Consider the following 16,469-nt stretch of genomic DNA (forward strand, 5'->3'; position numbering starts at 1 on the left):
GCACCCCCTCCTCGTGGTCCTTGAACGGCCTCGAGGCAACACCACTGGAGATTTGAACAATGCCCAAGCCCACGAAGGGTCCCCGCATCGGTGGCACCCCGGCCCACGAGCGGATCATCCTGGCGAACCTCGCCAGCCAGCTGTTCGAGCACGGCCGCATCACCACCACCGAGACGAAGGCCAAGCGCGTTCGTCCGTTGGCCGAGCGCCTGATCAGCAAGGCCAAGCGCGGTGACCTGCACAACCGCCGCCAGGTGCTGACCGTCGTCACCGACAAGTCGGTCGTCGACATCCTGTTCCACGAGATCGCCCCGAAGATGGACGGTCGCGACGGTGGCTACACCCGCATCACCAAGATCGGGCCCCGCAAGGGTGACAACGCCCCCATGGCGATCCTCGAGATCGTGACCGAGGCCGTCGCCAAGAAGTCGGCGCCTGCCGCTTCGGCCGACGAGACCAAGGACCAGATCAAGGCGTCGGCCACCACCGACGCGCCTGCCGAGGAGGTCGTGGTCGGCGAGACCGCCGCCGACGAGGTCGTCGTGGAGGACTCGGCCGACGAGACCGCTGCCGACGAGACCGCTGCTGACGAGGTTGCTGCTGACGAGGTTGCTGCTGATGGGGCTCCCGCCGCCGACAGCGATGCCAAGGACCAAGCCTGACGCTTGCGTCTGATGGGCCGGCGCCTGCCGTCCCATCGGCCGCACGAGGCACACCGAAGCGCCCGTTCCCTGGGGGGACGGGCGTTTCGCGTTCCCTGACCGTGCCCGAGCCACCCGAGAGGGGTGCACCATGAGCAGCTCACCGGAGGACCGGAGGTCCACCGCCCGCGACGGGAGGGGTGGCCATCGACCCGGTGACCCGGGATTCACCCGACTGCGGATCGCACTCTTCCTGGCCGGGGTGGCCACCTTCGCCCTGCTGTACGCACCTCAGGCCGTGCTCCCCGAACTGACCACCGCGTTCGCCGTGACACCCGGTCAGGCGGCGCTGGTGATCTCCGCCGCGACCCTGGGGCTGGGAGTGGGGCTGCTCGTGGCGGGTCCGCTCTCGGACGTGGTGGGACGCACCCGCCCCATGCTGGTCTCGCTCGTCGTCTCGGGCGCGCTGGGCCTGGCCGTGGGCCTGGTGGGCGACTGGAACCTGCTTTTGGTGCTGCGCGCGGTGCAGGGCTTCACGCTGGCCGGGCTCCCTGCGGTCGCCACGGCGTACCTGCGGGAAGAGGTTCACCCCCACCACGTCTCGCGGGCCACCGGTCTCTACATCGGGGGCAACGCGCTGGGTGGAATGAGCGGTCGCCTGGTGACCGGTCTGGTGGCCGACCTGTGGGGGTGGCGATCCGGGCTGGTCGCGATCGGCGTGGTCGGCGTCGCGTGTGCCGTCGCCACGGTCGTGCTGCTGCCGCGATCAACCCGGTTCGTGGCCGCCGAGGCCAGCGCTCGGGCCGTGCTCGTCCGCGCCGGCAAGGCGGCCAGCGATCCCGTGCTGTGGGGACTCTACGTCGTGGTCGGCTGCCTGATGGGGGGTTTCGTCAGCGTCTACAACGTGCTCGGGTTCCGCTTGGTGCAGTCCCCGTTCAACCTGTCGGTCGGTGTCGCCTCGCTCGTCTTCACCAGTTACGTGATGGGCTCGGTGGCCAGTTCCACCGCCGGTCGGCTCGCCGATCGGATCGGACCGCCGACGGTGGTGTCGGTCGGGGTGCTGCTGGGATGCCTGGGTCTGGCGGTGACGATGCCCGACCGGCTGTGGGTGATCATCGTCGGGCTGGTGATGTTCACGGCCGGGTTCTTCGCCGCTCACGGGGTGGCGAGCGCATGGGTCACCTCGCGCGCCGCGCGCATCGGTGCACCGATCGGGCAGGCGGCGAGTTTCTACCTGACCAGCTACTACGTCGGTTCGTCGGTCGCCGGCGCCTTCTCGGGCTCGGTGTGGAGTGCCGCGCGCTGGCCCGGGCTGGCGGCCATGGTGGGCGCGCTGTGGCTGGTCGCACTGGCGATCGCTGTCGTGCTGGGGGTGGTCTTCGTCCGCAGGCGAGCCGCCGGCTGACTCAGCCGACGTCGGCCAAGGCCTGCACCGGGGTCGCCCGAGCGGCGATGGCTCCGGGCACCACGGAGGCGAGGGCGGCCGTCACGACGGTGCCGACTGCCCCGACGGCGAGCAGGGTGGGCGAGGTGCCCCACGAACCGGGTGGCATGCCCAACCGCTGCACCACGGCTTGCGCGCCGAGCCAGCCGAGCCCGGTGCCGACCACGACCGACGAGACGACGGCCACCGCCGCCAGCAGCAATGACTCGACCAGCACCATCCGTCTGAGGTCGTCCCGGCTCGCACCCAGCGCGCGTAGCAGTGCCGACTCCCGCGTGCGCTCGAGCACCGACAGACCGAGGGTGTTCGCCACCGAGACCAGGCCCACGACCGCGACGATGGCCAGCAGGGTGCTCACCAGGGTCACGACCGAGCTGATCCGTGCGTTCACGAGGGCCTTCTGTTGCACGTTCCCGGAGGCGGCCAGCGCCGGGTTGTCGGGCAGCAGCCGGGCCATCAGTGACTCGACCACGGTGGTGCTGGTGGTGGCCTGTGGCTCGAGCGAGACGAGCATCAGCCCGTCCTTGGAGGCCATCCCGAGCTTCGCGAAGGTCGACGGACCCACCACGGCGACTTGCGGGCCGAGATTGAGCTCGCCGACCCGCAGCCGCAGCTTGTTGCCCAGCACCGGAATGAGGTCGACCCATGCACCCGGCTGCACGTGAAGGCTGCGCAGCTGGTCCGTGGGCAGACCGATCCAGCCCTCGGGGATGGCACCGTCACCCCGTGCGAGACGGTTGGCCTCCGCAGTGAACTGGGCAATCGGCAGCGTGCTGAACACGCCGGGGCCAGCGAGGATGGTCACGGGTTGTGTGGTGCGGAACATGGCGGCGTCCCTCACCCCAGCCGTGGCCCGTACGGTGGCGAGGGCACCCGCGTCGAAGCCCACGTAGTAACCGTCGGAGTCCTTCGACCCCGTGTTCACCTGCCCGTTGACGGGGTCGGTCGACTCGGGGTCGAGCTTGGCCGAGGCGAGGCTCAGGTCGACCGGGTACAACTGGTCAAGCCGGGCGTGGGCGCCCGATCGTCCGACACTTGCTCCCGCCAACAACCCGGCGAAGACCAGCAGCGGCACGACCATGGCGACCACCGCCGAGCCGGTGCGGGCGGGGTTGCGCGCGAGGTTTCCCGATGCCACCACGGTGACCGGACGGCGAGCGACCCGCCCCATCCACGTGGCGGCTGCCCGGGCGGTGGGACGCATCAGCAGCAGCAGGCTGACGGCCAGCACGGCCCCCGCGACCAGCGTCGGCCACCAGCGAGCACCGCTGGCGATGCCGACGGTCAGGGCGACAAGTGCCGCGACGGTGACGGCCAGGTCGCTGAAGCGTCGTCTGCCCTCGCCCGGCAGGAGTGCGACCGTGCTGAGTGCCTCCAGCGGCGGCACTCGCGAGGCCTGCCAGGCAGGCGCTGCGCTGGCTGCCACGGTCACCAGGCCGGTGGCGAGCACGGCGAGCACGACCCGGGGCCACCCGATCACCAGACCGAAGGCCAGCGTGCCCGGATGGGTGGCGGCGGCCAACCACGCCCCGCCGATGCCGACAGGGATGGCGAGGACGGCGCTGACCAGCCACAACAGGGTGGACTCGGCCAACATCCACCGCGCGGCCTGCCCCCGATGGGCACCCACGGCCCGCAACAGGGCCAGATTGCGGCGCCGGGCGGTCAGCAGCATCCGCTGGGTCGCGGTGATGGTCAGCGCACCCACGAACAGGGCCAGTGCCGCGCTACCGACCAGTACCCACGGGAGCCAGACCGTTCCACCCCGGCTGGCAGCCGCAGCCCTGTCGACCACCTCGGATGCGAGCCAGGGCTTCGCGATCGAGCCCAGGATCACCTGGTCGGTGAGAGCGTGCTGTACCCGCTGAACGGTCTGTGGCGGGTTCGCGGAGGCCACCAACAGGTCGACCCCGACGGCCGAGCCGGACGACCCGGGTGTCTGCTCGGCGGCCTCGTCCGGTCGCGCGATCGTCCCTGGCGGAGGGGGCAGCAGCACCACGTCGGGGCGCTGGAAGAAGGCCAGCGTGACATAGGCCGGGGCGCGGGTGTAGCCCCCGTCATCGGTCAGCCCCACCACCGTCAGTTCGCCCCCCGCCAGGCGGCTGAGCCGCACGCGGTCGCCGATGCCGACCCGGAGGTCGCGGCTCACCTCACGAGTGAGCATGATCTCGTTGCCGGTGGCGGGGGAGCGGCCCTGCACGGGCCTGTACCACTGCAGTGCTGGAGTGCCCACTGTCGAGGTGAGCATCACATCGGCCCCGAAGCCCTCGTGGGTGAGCAGTGAGCGGAGTTGGCTGAACCGTTCGACGGCGGTGACCGACGGATCAGCCGCCAGCGCCTTCTCGGCGATGGCCAGTCCCGCGTCCCGGTCGGTGAGCGAGCGCCAACTGTTCCAGACATGGGTCTCGACCACGACGTCGGCACGGCTCGCCCAGACGGCGCTGCGCTGTTTGACGGCGCTGGTCTCGGTGGCGAGGTACACCTGCGTGGCGACCAGGAACGCGATGGCGATGGTCGAGGCGAGCAGGGTCGCCACGAAGCGCATCGGTTGCAGCCGGAGTTCCTCGCGGGCCAGCCGCCACGAGAGGGGTGCTCCGGACATGGGCCAAGTCTGGCACGGGCAGGGTGCCGCAGCCCCGGCACCCCAGCCCCGGCACCCCAGTCCCGGCACCCCAGCCTCGGCGCCCCAGCCCCGGCACCGGGGAGCGGATCGCTAAGCTGCTGGGGTGCCCACCGACCAGTTGAGGATCGCCCAGCTCGCCAACTTCGTGGGGCCCGTCTCGGGTGGCATGAAGGTGGCCATCGACCAGCTGGGCAAGGGGTATGTCGCCGCCGGGCACGAGCGCATCCTGGTGATACCCGGTCAGGTCGACTCCGAGCAGGAGGACGAGTTCGGCCTCGTCGTGCGCGTGAGGGCCCCCCGCATCTCGAAGGACTACCGGATGATCGCCCGCCCGTGGCGAGCGCTCGACGTGCTGGACCGGTTCAGGCCGACCACCATCGAGGTCAGTGACAAGTGGACCCTCTCGCCGGCGGCTCGTTGGGCCCGGCGACGTGACATCGGCTCGATCCTGTTCAGCCACGAACGCTTGGACGACATGCTGGGCATGTGGCTCCGGCGCCAGTTCGGCGTCGAGTCGGCTGTCGGTGGACTCAACCGGCAGCTGTCGAAGAGGTTCGACGCGGTCGTCACCACCAGCCAGTACGCCGCCGAGGAGTTCGAGAACACAGGGGCCCGGTTGTGGCACGTGCCCCTCGGGGTCGACCTCGAGACCTTCCACCCCTCGGTCGGGCGGCCGGCCGATGACGGGGTGCTCAAGCTCTGTTACGTGGGCCGGATGAGCCGTGAGAAGAGCCCCCATCTGGCCGTCCAGGCGGCCGTCGAGTTGCACCGGCGAGGACGTCCGGTGCGTCTCGACATGTACGGGGTCGGCCCCGACACCGAGGAACTGCGTGAGCTGGCCGGCGATGCGCCCGTCGTCTTCCACGGGTTCGTCCAAGGCCGCGACGAGGTGGCCCGCAAGTTCGCGGCCAGCGACATCTCGTTGTCGGTCTGCCCGGCCGAGACCTTCGGTCTCGCGGTGCTGGAGGCGATGGCCTGCGGCACCCCGGTGGTCACCGCCACCCGCGGTGGGGCCAGCGAACTGGTCGACGCCACCTCCGGGGAGTCCGGACGCCCCGACGCCCGCGGTATCGCCGACGCGGTCGAGCGGCTCGTCCCACGACTCTCGGACGACCTGCGGCGCACCGCCAGGACCCGGGCCGAGCAGTACACCTGGCAGGCCTCGGTCGACCTGATGCTCGACCTGCACCGGCGGCTGGCCAACCCCGTCGCACGGGCCGACTGGCTGAGGATCGGGGGGCCTGCACGAGCCGCCGCTGCCCGCGGGCGGGGGTCCGGAGCCGACCCGACCTCCAGTGCCGACCCGACCACGACCGACCCGACCAACACCGACCCGGCCAACACCGATCCGGCCAACACCGACCAGCACGGGGGAGCCCAGCAGTGATGAAGATGTCCAGCCTCGTCCGACTCGCCACCGTGCTCGGCATCGGCGCCGTCACCCCCGTGGTGGCGCTCGCCCCGAGGCCCAGGGGTGGCGACCTGACCGTCGACGACCTGGTCCGACAGGTGTCGGCGTCCTCCCTGCAGGGTTGGCACCTGGTCGACCACGCCACAGCGGTCGTGCATGCCTCATTCGACCACTACTCCGCCTGGCACCTGTGGGAGACCCCGGCGCAGGCGTTGGCGGGCGGGCGAGGCTCGTCGGTGCAGGTGAACCAGGTGTTGGCCGAGGTGCTCGACGGACTCGGGTTCGACGTCGAACTGGTGCACGCGGCCCGGGTGAGGTTCGGCGGCAACCCGTGGTGGCACGCGGGTCACCTGTGGGCCCGGGTTCGCATCGGCGACGACCTGCGCGACGTGTGCGCGGTGGACGGACGCAACCGGGCTGGTCACGTGGTGTTCACCCCGCTCACCGAGGTGCGCGAGGTGCACCCGTGGACCGTGCCCGCGGGCATGCTGGGGCTGGCTCCCTTCGTGGTGGTGCAGGTCTGGCGACAGTTGCTGCTCGGCGACGAGGTGCCGAGCTGGATGTACCGCCCCTTCGACCAGAGAGCCTGACGTTCCTTGCGCGCTGAGCCTGCCGACCCCCGCCCCACCAGTCCTGAACCCGTCGGCGCCGATCAGCGACCCAACATCATCCTGATCTGCGTCGACCAGATGCGTGGCGACACCATGTCGTCGGCGGGGCACCCCGTGGTGCAGACCCCGAACCTCGACGAATTGGTGGCCACCGGGACAGCCTTCTCGTCGGCCTACTCGGCGACCCCGACCTGTGTGCCGGCGCGGGTGGCGCTGTTCACGGGGCAGTCGCAGGAGCGGCACGGCCGTTACGGCTATCGCGAGGGAGTTCGGTTCCAGGAGGCCCACCCCGTGACCCTGCAGGGCACCTTGCGCGAGGCCGGCTACCAGACCCAGGCGATCGGCAAGATGCACGTGTGGCCCGAGCGGGCTCGGTGCGGTTTCGACAACGTGCTGCTGCACGACGGGTTCCTGCACTTCGCGCGCGGACGACACCCCCGCCATGAGGACAATGACGACTACCTGACCTGGCTGCGACGCCAGCCCGGCCTGGCCGCAGCCGACATCGACGACCACGGGGTGGGCTGCAATGACGTCGTCGGCCGTCCCTTCGACAAGGACGAACGCGTGCACCCCTCGACCTGGGCGATGACCGAGGCGGTCGACTTCCTGAAGCGGCGCGATCCCACCTCGCCCTTCTTCCTCTACCTGTCGTTCCACCGGCCGCACGGGCCCTTCGACCCGCCCCAGTGGGCGTGGGACCTCTACCGCGACGCCGACGTCGCCGAACCATCCGTGGGGGACTGGGAGGACGAGCTGCCGGGTCGCCGTGACCACCGCATCCGGGCCCAGTTCGGACGTCGCTCCCGGGCCGTGCGGGAACAGGTGCTGCGCGGTTACTGGGGCAACATCACCCACATCGACCTGCAACTCAACCGCCTGCACGAGACCTTGACGGCGCGAGGTCTGGCGCACAACACCGTGATCTGCTTCGTCTCCGACCACGGGGACATGATGGGCGACCACCACCTCTACCAGAAGGCGGTCGGCTACGAGGGCAGCGTTCGCGTGCCGTTCGTCGTGCAGGTGCCCGGTGGTCACGGGGCCGCAGCAGGGCGGTGGCGAGACGAGGTGGTCGAGTTGCGCGACCTCGCCCCGACCCTGCTCGACCTGGCCGGTGTCGACATCCCCGACGAGATGGACGGACGATCCCTGGTGCCCCTGCTGGCCGGGGCCGAGCCGCAGGACTGGCGCGACCACCTGCACGGTGAGCACGTGATCAACCATTTCGGTCTGGTGGAGCAGATGCACTGGGTGACCGACGGCAGCAGCAAGTTCTGCTGGTTCTCGGGCTCGGGGCGCGAGCAGTTCTTCGACCTGGTCGACGACCCGGGGGAGTGCCACGACCTGAACGACCACCCGAGCCGGCTCGCCGAGGTCGACGCCTGGCGGGCCCGGCTGGTGGCCGACCTGTCCGGGCGCGAGGAGGGTTTCGTCCGTCTCACCGATGACGGCGCCCCAGAACTCGTCCCGGGGCGTCCGATCTCGTCGTGCGCGAGTTGGGTGCCCTCGGCCGCCCACTGACCTCACTGAATGGCTGGCGACCAATTTCCGGGACAGTCGCACGGGAAACCGTCAGGAGCGCTCCCGTCGACAACGCGATCGCCCTGAACCGCTCACCAGAGGTGAGCACTCCGCCCACGGGTTGGGACGTTCTTCCTTCCACCGACCTGTGAATCGATTTACTTGCCGTCAGTTCCCCCAGCCGACCCGCGTCGGGCGGCTGACCTCTGACTCACATGGCGGTGACGAATGGCGCAGATGGTCGTCGAACCCACGACTCCCCTGGGGTCCGGCCCGCGCGCAATCGCGACCGAGGCCCCGCTCAGCCCTCGCCACACCGGACGGCTGCGCCTGCCGGGCGGGCTGGGGGCAGGCCGGGCCCGATTCTTCCTGCGGCGCGTCGGTGCCTACCTGGTCGTTGCCTGGGCTGCGGTGACGCTCAACTTCATCATTCCGCGCTTCATGCCCGGAGACCCCGCCGAGGCGGTGCTCCGTCGCATCCAGTTCAACACCGGACGAGCCCCCCTGCACTCAGAGATCGAGGCCGTCCGCCGCATCTACGGCGACCCGCAGAAGAACATCATCGGCCAGTACTTCGACTACTGGTCGGGGGTCATCCACTTCGACTTCGGTGTCTCGACCACCAGCTACCCGACCCCGGTCTCGGAGCTCATCCTGCAGGCCCTGCCGTGGACGGTGTTCCTGGTCGGAAGCACCACCCTGATCGCCTGGCTGATCGGCACGGCGCTCGGTGCCCTGATGGGATGGAAGCCGGGCAACACCTTCGACTCGATCTTCGCGCCGGTCACCACCTTCTTCCACGCCTTCCCCGGCTTCTGGCTAGGACTGGTGTTGCTGTGGATCTTCGCCATCAAGCTGCAGTGGCTTCCCGTCTCGGGCGGCTACGACCCGAACGTGCCGTTCTCGCTGGGCAACTTCTGGTTCGTGCTGTCGGTCATCTTCTACGGTGCGCTGCCGATGTTCGCGCTCATCTTCATCGGGTTCAACGGCTGGCTCTTCTCGATGCGCAACGTCATGGTGGCCACTGTCACCGAGGACTACGTGCTGCTGGCCCGCGCCAAGGGCCTCAAGGAGTCGACCATCCTGATGCGCTACGCGGCACGCAACGCCCTGCTGCCCAACGTGACGGGGCTCGCCATGGCCATCGGCGGGGTGATCGGCGGCACCGTGCTGATCGAGGCCGTGTTCACCTACCCGGGCATGGGCTTCCTGCTGCAGAACGCCATCAGCCAGCACGACTTCCCGACCATGCAGACGGTGCTGCTGATGCTCACCGCCTGCGCTATCGTCGCCAATTTCGTGGCCGATTCCATCTACGTCCTGCTCGACCCCCGGGTCGCCGACACCAACTGAGGGGATGACATGTTCGAGGGTTTCCTCAAGAACCGCCGGGTGCAGTGGGGCCTGGGCATCTTCGGTGCGTTCGTGTTCGTCGCAGTCTTCGGCGACCTGTTGATCAAGCTGGTCGGGTGGGGCCCGCTGGACGTCGACTACGACGCCCTCCACACCGGACCGGGTCACGGCGGCCACCTGCTGGGCACCACCATCTCGGGCCAGGACGTCCTGGCCCAGCTGATCTCCGGCGCCCGCGGATCGATGGCGGTCGGCACCCTGTCGGCCTTGTTGGCGATCGCGCTGGGTGCATTCATCGGGGTCTCGTCCGGCTTCTTCGGTGGCACCTACGACACGGTGATGAACGGCATCACCAACGTGTTCATGACGATGCCCTCGTTCGCCCTGACCCTGATCGCGGCCGGCTACATCTCCGCTGCCGGCGGCCCGGGCAGCAATGCCATGGGCTGGGCGTTGATGGCCTTCCTGATCGGCATCTTCGAGTGGCCGGGCATGGCCCGCTACCTGCGTGCGCAGACGCTCACCCTGCGCAGCCGCGACTGGGCGATGGCCACCAAACTGCTCGGCGAGTCGCGGATGCGCATGATCTTCTCGGAGGTCTTCCCGCACCTGCTGGGCATCGTCTCGGCCACGTTCCTGCGCGCCATCATGGCCGGCATCCTCGCCGAGGCCGGACTGAACTTCCTCGGCGTCTCCACCGGAGGCGTCATCAGCTGGGGAACCATGATCACCAACGCCCAGAACCAGGGGGCCCTGACCCTCGGCTGGTGGTGGTGGTTCCTCACCCCAGGTTTGGCCATCGCGTTCATCGGCACCGCCGCCGCACTGGTCAACTTCGGCCTCGACGAGGTCACCAACCCGAAGCTGCGCACCGGCAACGCCGGCGCGGTCAACCGCTTCATCAAGGCCCAACGGCGTGCCGCCCGGGCCTCCGCCTGACCCCCACCCATCCCGGAAGGAAACCCCCATGGCCGATCCGCGTCTCGCACGCCGGTCTCTGTTCCTGGCAGCAGCAGCTGTTGCAGGGAGCGGAGTGCTCGCCTCGTGCAGTTTCGACAAGTCCACCAGCACCTCCACCGGCGCCACCTCGGGCAGCACGCCCGGTGGCAAGCAGTTCACCGTCGACACCCTCAACGTGAACTCGTTCGGGCCTCGTCCGTCGTTCGTCAACAACTTCTCGCCGTCATCACCGGCAGAAGGGGTCGTCGGCACCGGCTACCTCTACGAGACGCTGCTGTGGAACGACCGGCTCAATGCCAACAAGCTGTCACCCTGGCTGGCCAAGGAGTTCACCTTCGACCGGGCGGCCCGCACCATGACCATCACCCTGCGCGACGACGCGAAGTGGTCGGACGGCAAGCCGATCACCGCCGACGACGTCGTCTACACCGTGGTCGAGATGCCCAAGCAGGCCGAGAAGCAGAAGGCCAACGCCGAGACCTTCGACTTCACCGCCACCAAGGTGGACGACCTGACGGTCACCTTCACGTGGCCCGAGGACAAGGCCAATGCCGAGGGCGACCGTGCCGTCGGCAACCTGCGCCCCAAGCCCAAGCACGTCTACGAGAAGCAGAACCTGGCCACCTGGACCAACGCGGACGCCCCGGTGACGTCGACCCCGCTGACCCTCGAGCGGTTCACGCCCCAGCAGGTGACCTTCGCGGTGCGCGATGACCACTTCAACGGTCCCATCCCGCACGTCAAGAAGGTCAACTGGGTCACCTTCGGCTCGGCTGACGTCGGCAAGAACCTGCTGCTGCAGGGCAAGATGGACCTGGCGACCCTGTCGATCCAGAACTCCGAGGACACCTTCGTCAAGCAGACCGAGGGCAACAAGTACTGGACGCTGTACGCCAACTCGGCCGAGGGCTTCTTCTTCAACTGCGGCAGGGCCCCGTTCAACGACGTGGCAGTGCGCAAGGCGGTGTACCAGGCCATCGACACCGACAAGATCCACGCGCTCTACGACATCGGTCTGCCCTCGATCAGCCCCACCGGCCTCGACCCGCAGATCTGGGGTGACTGGGTCAAGCCCAGCCTCACCGAGCCTCACCGACCCGACACCGAGGCCGCCAGGAAGACCCTGGCCGACGCCGGCTGGACGGTCGAGGGGGGCAACCTCACCAAGGACGGCAAGTCGTACCCGATCAGCTACAAGACGGTGGCCGACTACACCAACTGGTCGACCTGGGCCGACGGCGTGAAGGACCAGCTCAAGACGGTGCTCGGTATCGACATCAAGGTGCTCAAGGTTCCCGACGCGCAGATCTGGGAGCAGTACAACAAGGGCGAGTTCGACATGGGCATGACCTGGGTCGCCAGCGGCACCCACATGGGCTTCGTGTACTCCGACCTCGACTCCAAGCAGGCCATGCCGGTGGGCGAGGAGGCCAGCGCCAACCCCGGTCGCGTCAAGGACCCCGAGCTCGACGCCCTGCTCGCCAAGGCGCAGGCCGAGACCGACGAGGCCAAGCTCAAGGAGTTGGGCTACCAGATCCAGCAACTGGTGGTCGACAAGGCCTACATCGGCCCGGTCAACCCCGGCGCCAACTTCATCGAGATGAGTGGCAAGAACTGGACCGGTCTGCCCGACAAGCTCGAGGCCGGTTCGCCGGTGCCGCTGCCGTACGGCACCGCCGACACCTGGATGATGCTCCAGAAGCTCGTGCCGGTGCGCTGACCCTCGCGGTCACCCACACGCGGGTGGGGGACGAGTTCGTCCCCCACCCCCACGAACCCACGAACCCCACCCCAAGAACCCCCACCCCGAGAACCCCGAACCGACGAACAGAGAGGCGAGCAGGTGAGTCGACGAGAACTGGGAGAGGTGCTGCTCGAGGTCAACGACCTGAGCGTTGACTACCTCACCCTCAAGGGGGCCGTCCGCGCTGTTGACGGCGCCACCTTCACCCTGCGGCGCGGCGAGATCCTCGGGGTCGCGGGCGAGTCGGGGTCGGGCAAGTCGACGTTGACGACCGCGATCCTGCGCCTGCAGCGTCCCCCCGCGGTCACCGCCGCAGGTCAGGTGCTGTACCACGACCAGGACGGGACGGTGACCGACCTGGTGCCGCGCACGGACGCCCAACTGCGGTCGATCCGCTGGGACAAGTTGGCCATCGTGATGCAGTCCGCCATGGACGCCCTCAACCCCGTCAAACGGCTCGGCGACCAGTTCCGTGACGTCCTCCAGTTGCATCAGCCCAAGATGAGCAACCGGGAGGCGATCGAGCGCGCCCAGGACCTGCTCGCGATGTCGGGCATCCCGCGCGACCGCGTCAACTCCTACCCCCACGAGATGTCGGGCGGCATGCGCCAGCGGGCGCTGATCTCACTCGCCCTCGCCTGCGATCCCGAACTGGTGATCATGGACGAACCCACCACGGCCGTCGACGTGGTGATGCAGCGCACCATCATGGGTCAGGTGCTGCGGCTGCAGCGCAAGCTGGGTTTCGCGATCATCTTCGTCACCCATGACCTGTCGCTGCTGCTGGAACTGTCCGACCGGCTGGCCATCATGTATGCGGGCAAGATCGTCGAGATCGGCCCTGCCGCCCAGCTCTACCGCGACCCGAAGCACCCCTACACCGAAGCGTTGCGCGACTCGTTCCCCCCGCTGTACGCCCCCCTGGTGAAGATGTCGGGAATCCCCGGCACCGCACCCGACCTGATGAACCTGCCCGATGGATGCTCGTTCGCGCCGCGATGCCCGGTGGCGATGACCGCGTGCGCGTCGGTTCGTCCGGCCCTGATCGAGGTGGGACCGGTCGATGCCGCCTGCCTGCGCAACCAGCCGGAGTACGCCGACGCACCCGTGGCCGACCGGGTCGATGCCGAAGCCCTCGAGATGGAAGGAGTGCTGCGATGAGCCAGACCACGACCGACCAGCCGGTGGTGTTGGAGGCACGCAATGTCACCAAGCACTTCGAGGTGCGCTCCAAGGAGGGCGTGCGGGTCGTCCGTGCAGTCGAGGGGGTCGACCTGCAGCTGCACCGTGGGGAGATCGTCGCCATGGTGGGGGAGTCGGGCTCGGGCAAGACCACCGTGGCGCGGATGCTCAGCCTCTACTACCCGGTCACCGAGGGCGAGATCCTGCTGCACGGCAAGCCCGTGACCAAGGTCTCGGGCGGGGCTGCCAAGGACTACTACGCCCAGGTGCAGTTGCTCTTCCAGGACCCGTTCGCCTCGCTCAACTCGCTCAAGTCGATCCGGCACATCCTCAGCCGGGCGGTGCGCATCCACAGTCCCCGGCTGGGCCGGGAGGCCGTCGAGGAGAAGGTGCTCGCCCTGCTCGACAAGGTGGCCCTCACCCCGGCCTCGCAGTACATCGACAAGTTCCCCCACGAACTCTCGGGTGGGCAGCGGCAGCGGATCGTGATCGCCCGTGCGCTGGCCGTCGAACCCAGCGTGATGCTCGGTGACGAACCGATCTCGATGCTCGACGTCTCGATTCGTCTCGACGTGCTCAACCTGCTCACCCACCTGCGGGACGAGGAGGGCGTCGCCCTGCTCTACATCACCCACGACATCGCGTCGGCGCGCTACATCGCCGACCGGATCAACGTCATGTACGCAGGCGAGATGGTCGAGGGAGGCCCCTCGGAGTCGGTGATCCACACCCCGCAGCACCCCTACACCCGGCTGCTACTAGATTCCTCACCCAATCCCGACCGGGGCATCGACTCAGACCAAGGCTCCCTGTTCGACGAGGTGGGCGACCTGGGTGAGCCTCCCTCGCTGATCGAGCCACCGGCCGGCTGCCGGTTCAACCCGCGCTGCCCGTTCGCGATGCAGATCTGCACCACCGACAAGCCGGAACGCACCGAGGTGACGCCCGGCCACTGGGCACGATGCCACCTCCACACCGTCGGGGGCGCCGAGCAGTTGCTGCAACCGAGCATCCAGTTCGGCATTCCCGTCGAACACGTCGAGGCCCAACTCGACCAGGCCCTACCTTTTGAATCCAGCACACCCGACACCCTCGGGGATCGGCCCGACGGCGCCGAGACCCAGACGGTGGTCGCCGAGTCAGAATCCACCAGCCAGTTCGGAGGACCCCAACCGTGAGACTTCAACCCACCCCGCAGGGATTCCTGCGCGACGGACAACCCCACCTGATCGTCTCGGGAGCCGTGCACTACTTCAGGGTGCCCCCCGAACTGTGGCGCGACCGGCTGCTCCGGGTGAAGGCGATGGGGTGCAACACCGTCGAGACCTATGTCGCCTGGAACTTCCACGCACCGACCGCCGACCAGGTCGACTTCAGCGGATGGCGTGACCTCGAGCTGTTCCTGCAGACGGCTGCCGAGATCGGACTCGATGCCATCGTGCGGCCGGGCCCCTACATCTGCGCCGAGTGGGAGGGCGGCGGCTTCCCCGGCTGGCTGCTGCGCGACCGCAACCTTCGACTCCGCGTGAACGATCCCGGCTACCTGGCCCACGTCGACCGCTGGTTCGACGAGCTGATCCCGCGGATCGCCCGCCACCAGGCCAGCCGGGGCGGGAACGTCGTGATGGTGCAGGTCGAGAACGAGTACGGCTCCTTCGGTGACGACCGGGCGCACCTCGAGCACCTGCGCGACGGACTGCTCGCCCGCGGCATCGACGAACTGCTGGTCACCTCGGACGGGCCCGGTCAGGCATGGCTGTCGGGGGGCACGGTCGACGGTGCGTTGGCGACGGTCAACTTCGGGTCGCGCGCCGACGAGGTGATCGAGATGTGCCGCACCGAACTGCCCGACCAGCCGCTGATGTGCATGGAGTTTTGGAACGGCTGGTTCGACCACTGGGGCGAGGGGCACCACACGCGCCCGGCCGACAGCGCCGCTGCCGAACTCGAGACCATGCTGGCGCATGGCATGTCGGTCAACCTCTACATGGCACACGGTGGCACCAATTTCGGGCTGTGGGCTGGGGCGAACCACCACGCCGAGTACCTCGAGGCCGGGCTGCAGCCGACGGTGACCAGCTACGACTACGACGCCGCCATCGGTGAGGACGGCCGGCTGACCCCGAAGTTCCACGCCTTCCGTGAGGTGATCGGGCGCCACCTCGACCTGGCCGCAGCCAACGAGGCGCTGGCCCTCGTCCCCGAACAGAAGGTGCTGCCAGAAGCCAGGCTCGACCTGGAGTGGCGAGGTCTGGTCGGCACAGACCTGTGGCAGCGGCTCGACTCCGGGGGACACCCCCACCCACCCACCTTCGAGGACCTCGGCCTCGAGCGAGGGGCACTCTTGCTGAAACGGCGCACCCAGCTCTCCGACTGGCCCGCGACCGTCAAACTGCTCGGACTGCATGATCGTGCGTGGGTCTTCTGCGACGGCCAGTACGTCGGCGTCTGCGACCGCAACGACGAAGCCCCCGAACTGACGCTGCCGACCTCCTCCGCCTCGGGTGAGGGACGGCGCGAGGTCGACCTCGAGATCCTGGTCGAGTCGCAGGGCCGGGTGAACTTCGGCCCGCACCTGCCCGACCGCAAGGGAATCCTGCGCGGGGTGTGGTTGTCTCCGCGCTTCCTCAACGGCTGGCAGGTCACCGCCTGGCCGTTGGAGCAGATGGCAGCCGACCTGCGGGCGGTCGCCTCGTCCGACGCGCTGGTCGGCGAACCGAACGGGCCGTCCGTTGCCACGGTCACCATCGACGTGGACGAACCCGCCGACACCTACCTCGACACGAGCGGTCTGGGCCGGGGTGTCGTGTGGGTCGGCGACTTCTGTCTGGGACGATTCGACCAGCGCGGTCCGCAGACGACCCTGTACGTGCCAGCCCCGCTGCTGGCAGACGGCAGCACCACCATCACCCTGCTCGACTTCGAACCCACGGGGGCCACCAGCATCGGGCTGGTCGCACACCCCAGTCTGTGAAA

The 16,469-nt window shown here is 68.8% G+C and carries 11 protein-coding genes and 1 pseudogene; 11 read left to right on the forward strand and 1 reads right to left on the reverse strand.

Annotation, left to right across the window (positions count from 1 at the left end; translation table 11 throughout):
- Positions 1-59: 59 nt before the first annotated feature.
- Positions 60-662, forward strand: coding sequence for a 50S ribosomal protein L17 (gene rplQ, locus QQZ11_RS08380; protein WP_284549810.1), 603 nt, complete (start codon positions 60-62; stop codon positions 660-662).
- Positions 663-792: 130 nt separating this feature from the next.
- Positions 793-2,046, forward strand: coding sequence for an MFS transporter (locus QQZ11_RS08385; RefSeq protein ID WP_284549812.1), 1,254 nt, complete (start codon positions 793-795; stop codon positions 2,044-2,046).
- A 1-nt stretch (position 2,047) separates the two neighbouring features.
- Here the strand turns inward: QQZ11_RS08385 and QQZ11_RS08390 are convergent, their stop codons facing one another.
- Positions 2,048-4,687: an FtsX-like permease family protein gene (locus tag QQZ11_RS08390; protein ID WP_284549813.1), complete on the reverse strand. Its 2,640-nt coding sequence runs from the start codon at positions 4,685-4,687 to the stop codon at positions 2,048-2,050.
- A 187-nt stretch (positions 4,688-4,874) separates the two neighbouring features.
- On the opposite strand from QQZ11_RS08390, the gene QQZ11_RS08395 reads away from it, so the two are divergent.
- From QQZ11_RS08395 to QQZ11_RS08435, 9 genes and pseudogenes are all read left to right on the forward strand, one after another.
- A complete protein-coding gene (locus tag QQZ11_RS08395; protein WP_284550200.1) occupies positions 4,875-6,095 on the forward strand; it encodes a glycosyltransferase in 1,221 nt (406 codons plus the stop codon).
- Positions 6,095-6,709, forward strand: coding sequence for a hypothetical protein (locus QQZ11_RS08400; protein ID WP_284549814.1), 615 nt, complete (start codon positions 6,095-6,097; stop codon positions 6,707-6,709). The genes QQZ11_RS08395 and QQZ11_RS08400 overlap by 1 nt, the downstream gene beginning before the upstream one ends.
- A gap of 6 nt (positions 6,710-6,715) precedes the next feature.
- Positions 6,716-8,254, forward strand: a complete 1,539-nt coding sequence (locus QQZ11_RS08405) for an arylsulfatase (RefSeq protein WP_284549816.1) — start codon at positions 6,716-6,718, stop codon at positions 8,252-8,254.
- 228 nt (positions 8,255-8,482) lie between these two features.
- A complete protein-coding gene (locus QQZ11_RS08410; protein ID WP_284549818.1) occupies positions 8,483-9,607 on the forward strand; it encodes an ABC transporter permease in 1,125 nt (374 codons plus the stop codon).
- 243 nt (positions 9,608-9,850) lie between these two features.
- Positions 9,851-10,465, forward strand: a pseudogene (locus QQZ11_RS08415) (ABC transporter permease); the annotation flags it as partial.
- 109 nt (positions 10,466-10,574) lie between these two features.
- Complete coding sequence (locus QQZ11_RS08420) at positions 10,575-12,287, forward strand: ABC transporter substrate-binding protein (RefSeq protein ID WP_284549820.1); 1,713 nt, start codon at positions 10,575-10,577, stop codon at positions 12,285-12,287.
- Positions 12,288-12,410: 123 nt separating this feature from the next.
- Positions 12,411-13,472 (forward strand): ABC transporter ATP-binding protein, encoded by a 1,062-nt coding sequence (locus QQZ11_RS08425; protein ID WP_284549822.1) that lies wholly within the window; start codon positions 12,411-12,413, stop codon positions 13,470-13,472.
- Complete coding sequence (locus tag QQZ11_RS08430) at positions 13,469-14,671, forward strand: ABC transporter ATP-binding protein (protein WP_284549824.1); 1,203 nt, start codon at positions 13,469-13,471, stop codon at positions 14,669-14,671. The genes QQZ11_RS08425 and QQZ11_RS08430 overlap by 4 nt, the downstream gene beginning before the upstream one ends.
- Positions 14,668-16,467, forward strand: coding sequence for a glycoside hydrolase family 35 protein (locus QQZ11_RS08435; RefSeq protein WP_284549825.1), 1,800 nt, complete (start codon positions 14,668-14,670; stop codon positions 16,465-16,467). Before QQZ11_RS08430 ends, QQZ11_RS08435 begins: the two co-directional genes overlap by 4 nt.
- Positions 16,468-16,469: the final 2 nt, after the last annotated feature.

The sequence above is a fragment of the Aestuariimicrobium sp. T2.26MG-19.2B genome (assembly GCF_950101875.1).
GTDB classification, from domain to species: Bacteria; Actinomycetota; Actinomycetes; order Propionibacteriales; family Propionibacteriaceae; genus Aestuariimicrobium; species Aestuariimicrobium kwangyangense.

What these genes read in the sequence shown, in the direction of transcription:
- rplQ (WP_284549810.1), top strand. Translation starts at nt 60, where the DNA reads ATGCCCAAGCCCACGAAGGGTCCCCGCATCGGTGGCACCCCGGCCCAC.
- QQZ11_RS08385 (WP_284549812.1), top strand. Translation starts at nt 793, where the DNA reads ATGAGCAGCTCACCGGAGGACCGGAGGTCCACCGCCCGCGACGGGAGG.
- QQZ11_RS08390 (WP_284549813.1), bottom strand. Translation starts at nt 4,687, where the DNA reads ATGTCCGGAGCACCCCTCTCGTGGCGGCTGGCCCGCGAGGAACTCCGG.
- QQZ11_RS08395 (WP_284550200.1), top strand. Translation starts at nt 4,875, where the DNA reads ATGAAGGTGGCCATCGACCAGCTGGGCAAGGGGTATGTCGCCGCCGGG.
- QQZ11_RS08400 (WP_284549814.1), top strand. Translation starts at nt 6,095, where the DNA reads ATGAAGATGTCCAGCCTCGTCCGACTCGCCACCGTGCTCGGCATCGGC.
- QQZ11_RS08410 (WP_284549818.1), top strand. Translation starts at nt 8,483, where the DNA reads ATGGCGCAGATGGTCGTCGAACCCACGACTCCCCTGGGGTCCGGCCCG.
- QQZ11_RS08420 (WP_284549820.1), top strand. Translation starts at nt 10,575, where the DNA reads ATGGCCGATCCGCGTCTCGCACGCCGGTCTCTGTTCCTGGCAGCAGCA.
- QQZ11_RS08430 (WP_284549824.1), top strand. Translation starts at nt 13,469, where the DNA reads ATGAGCCAGACCACGACCGACCAGCCGGTGGTGTTGGAGGCACGCAAT.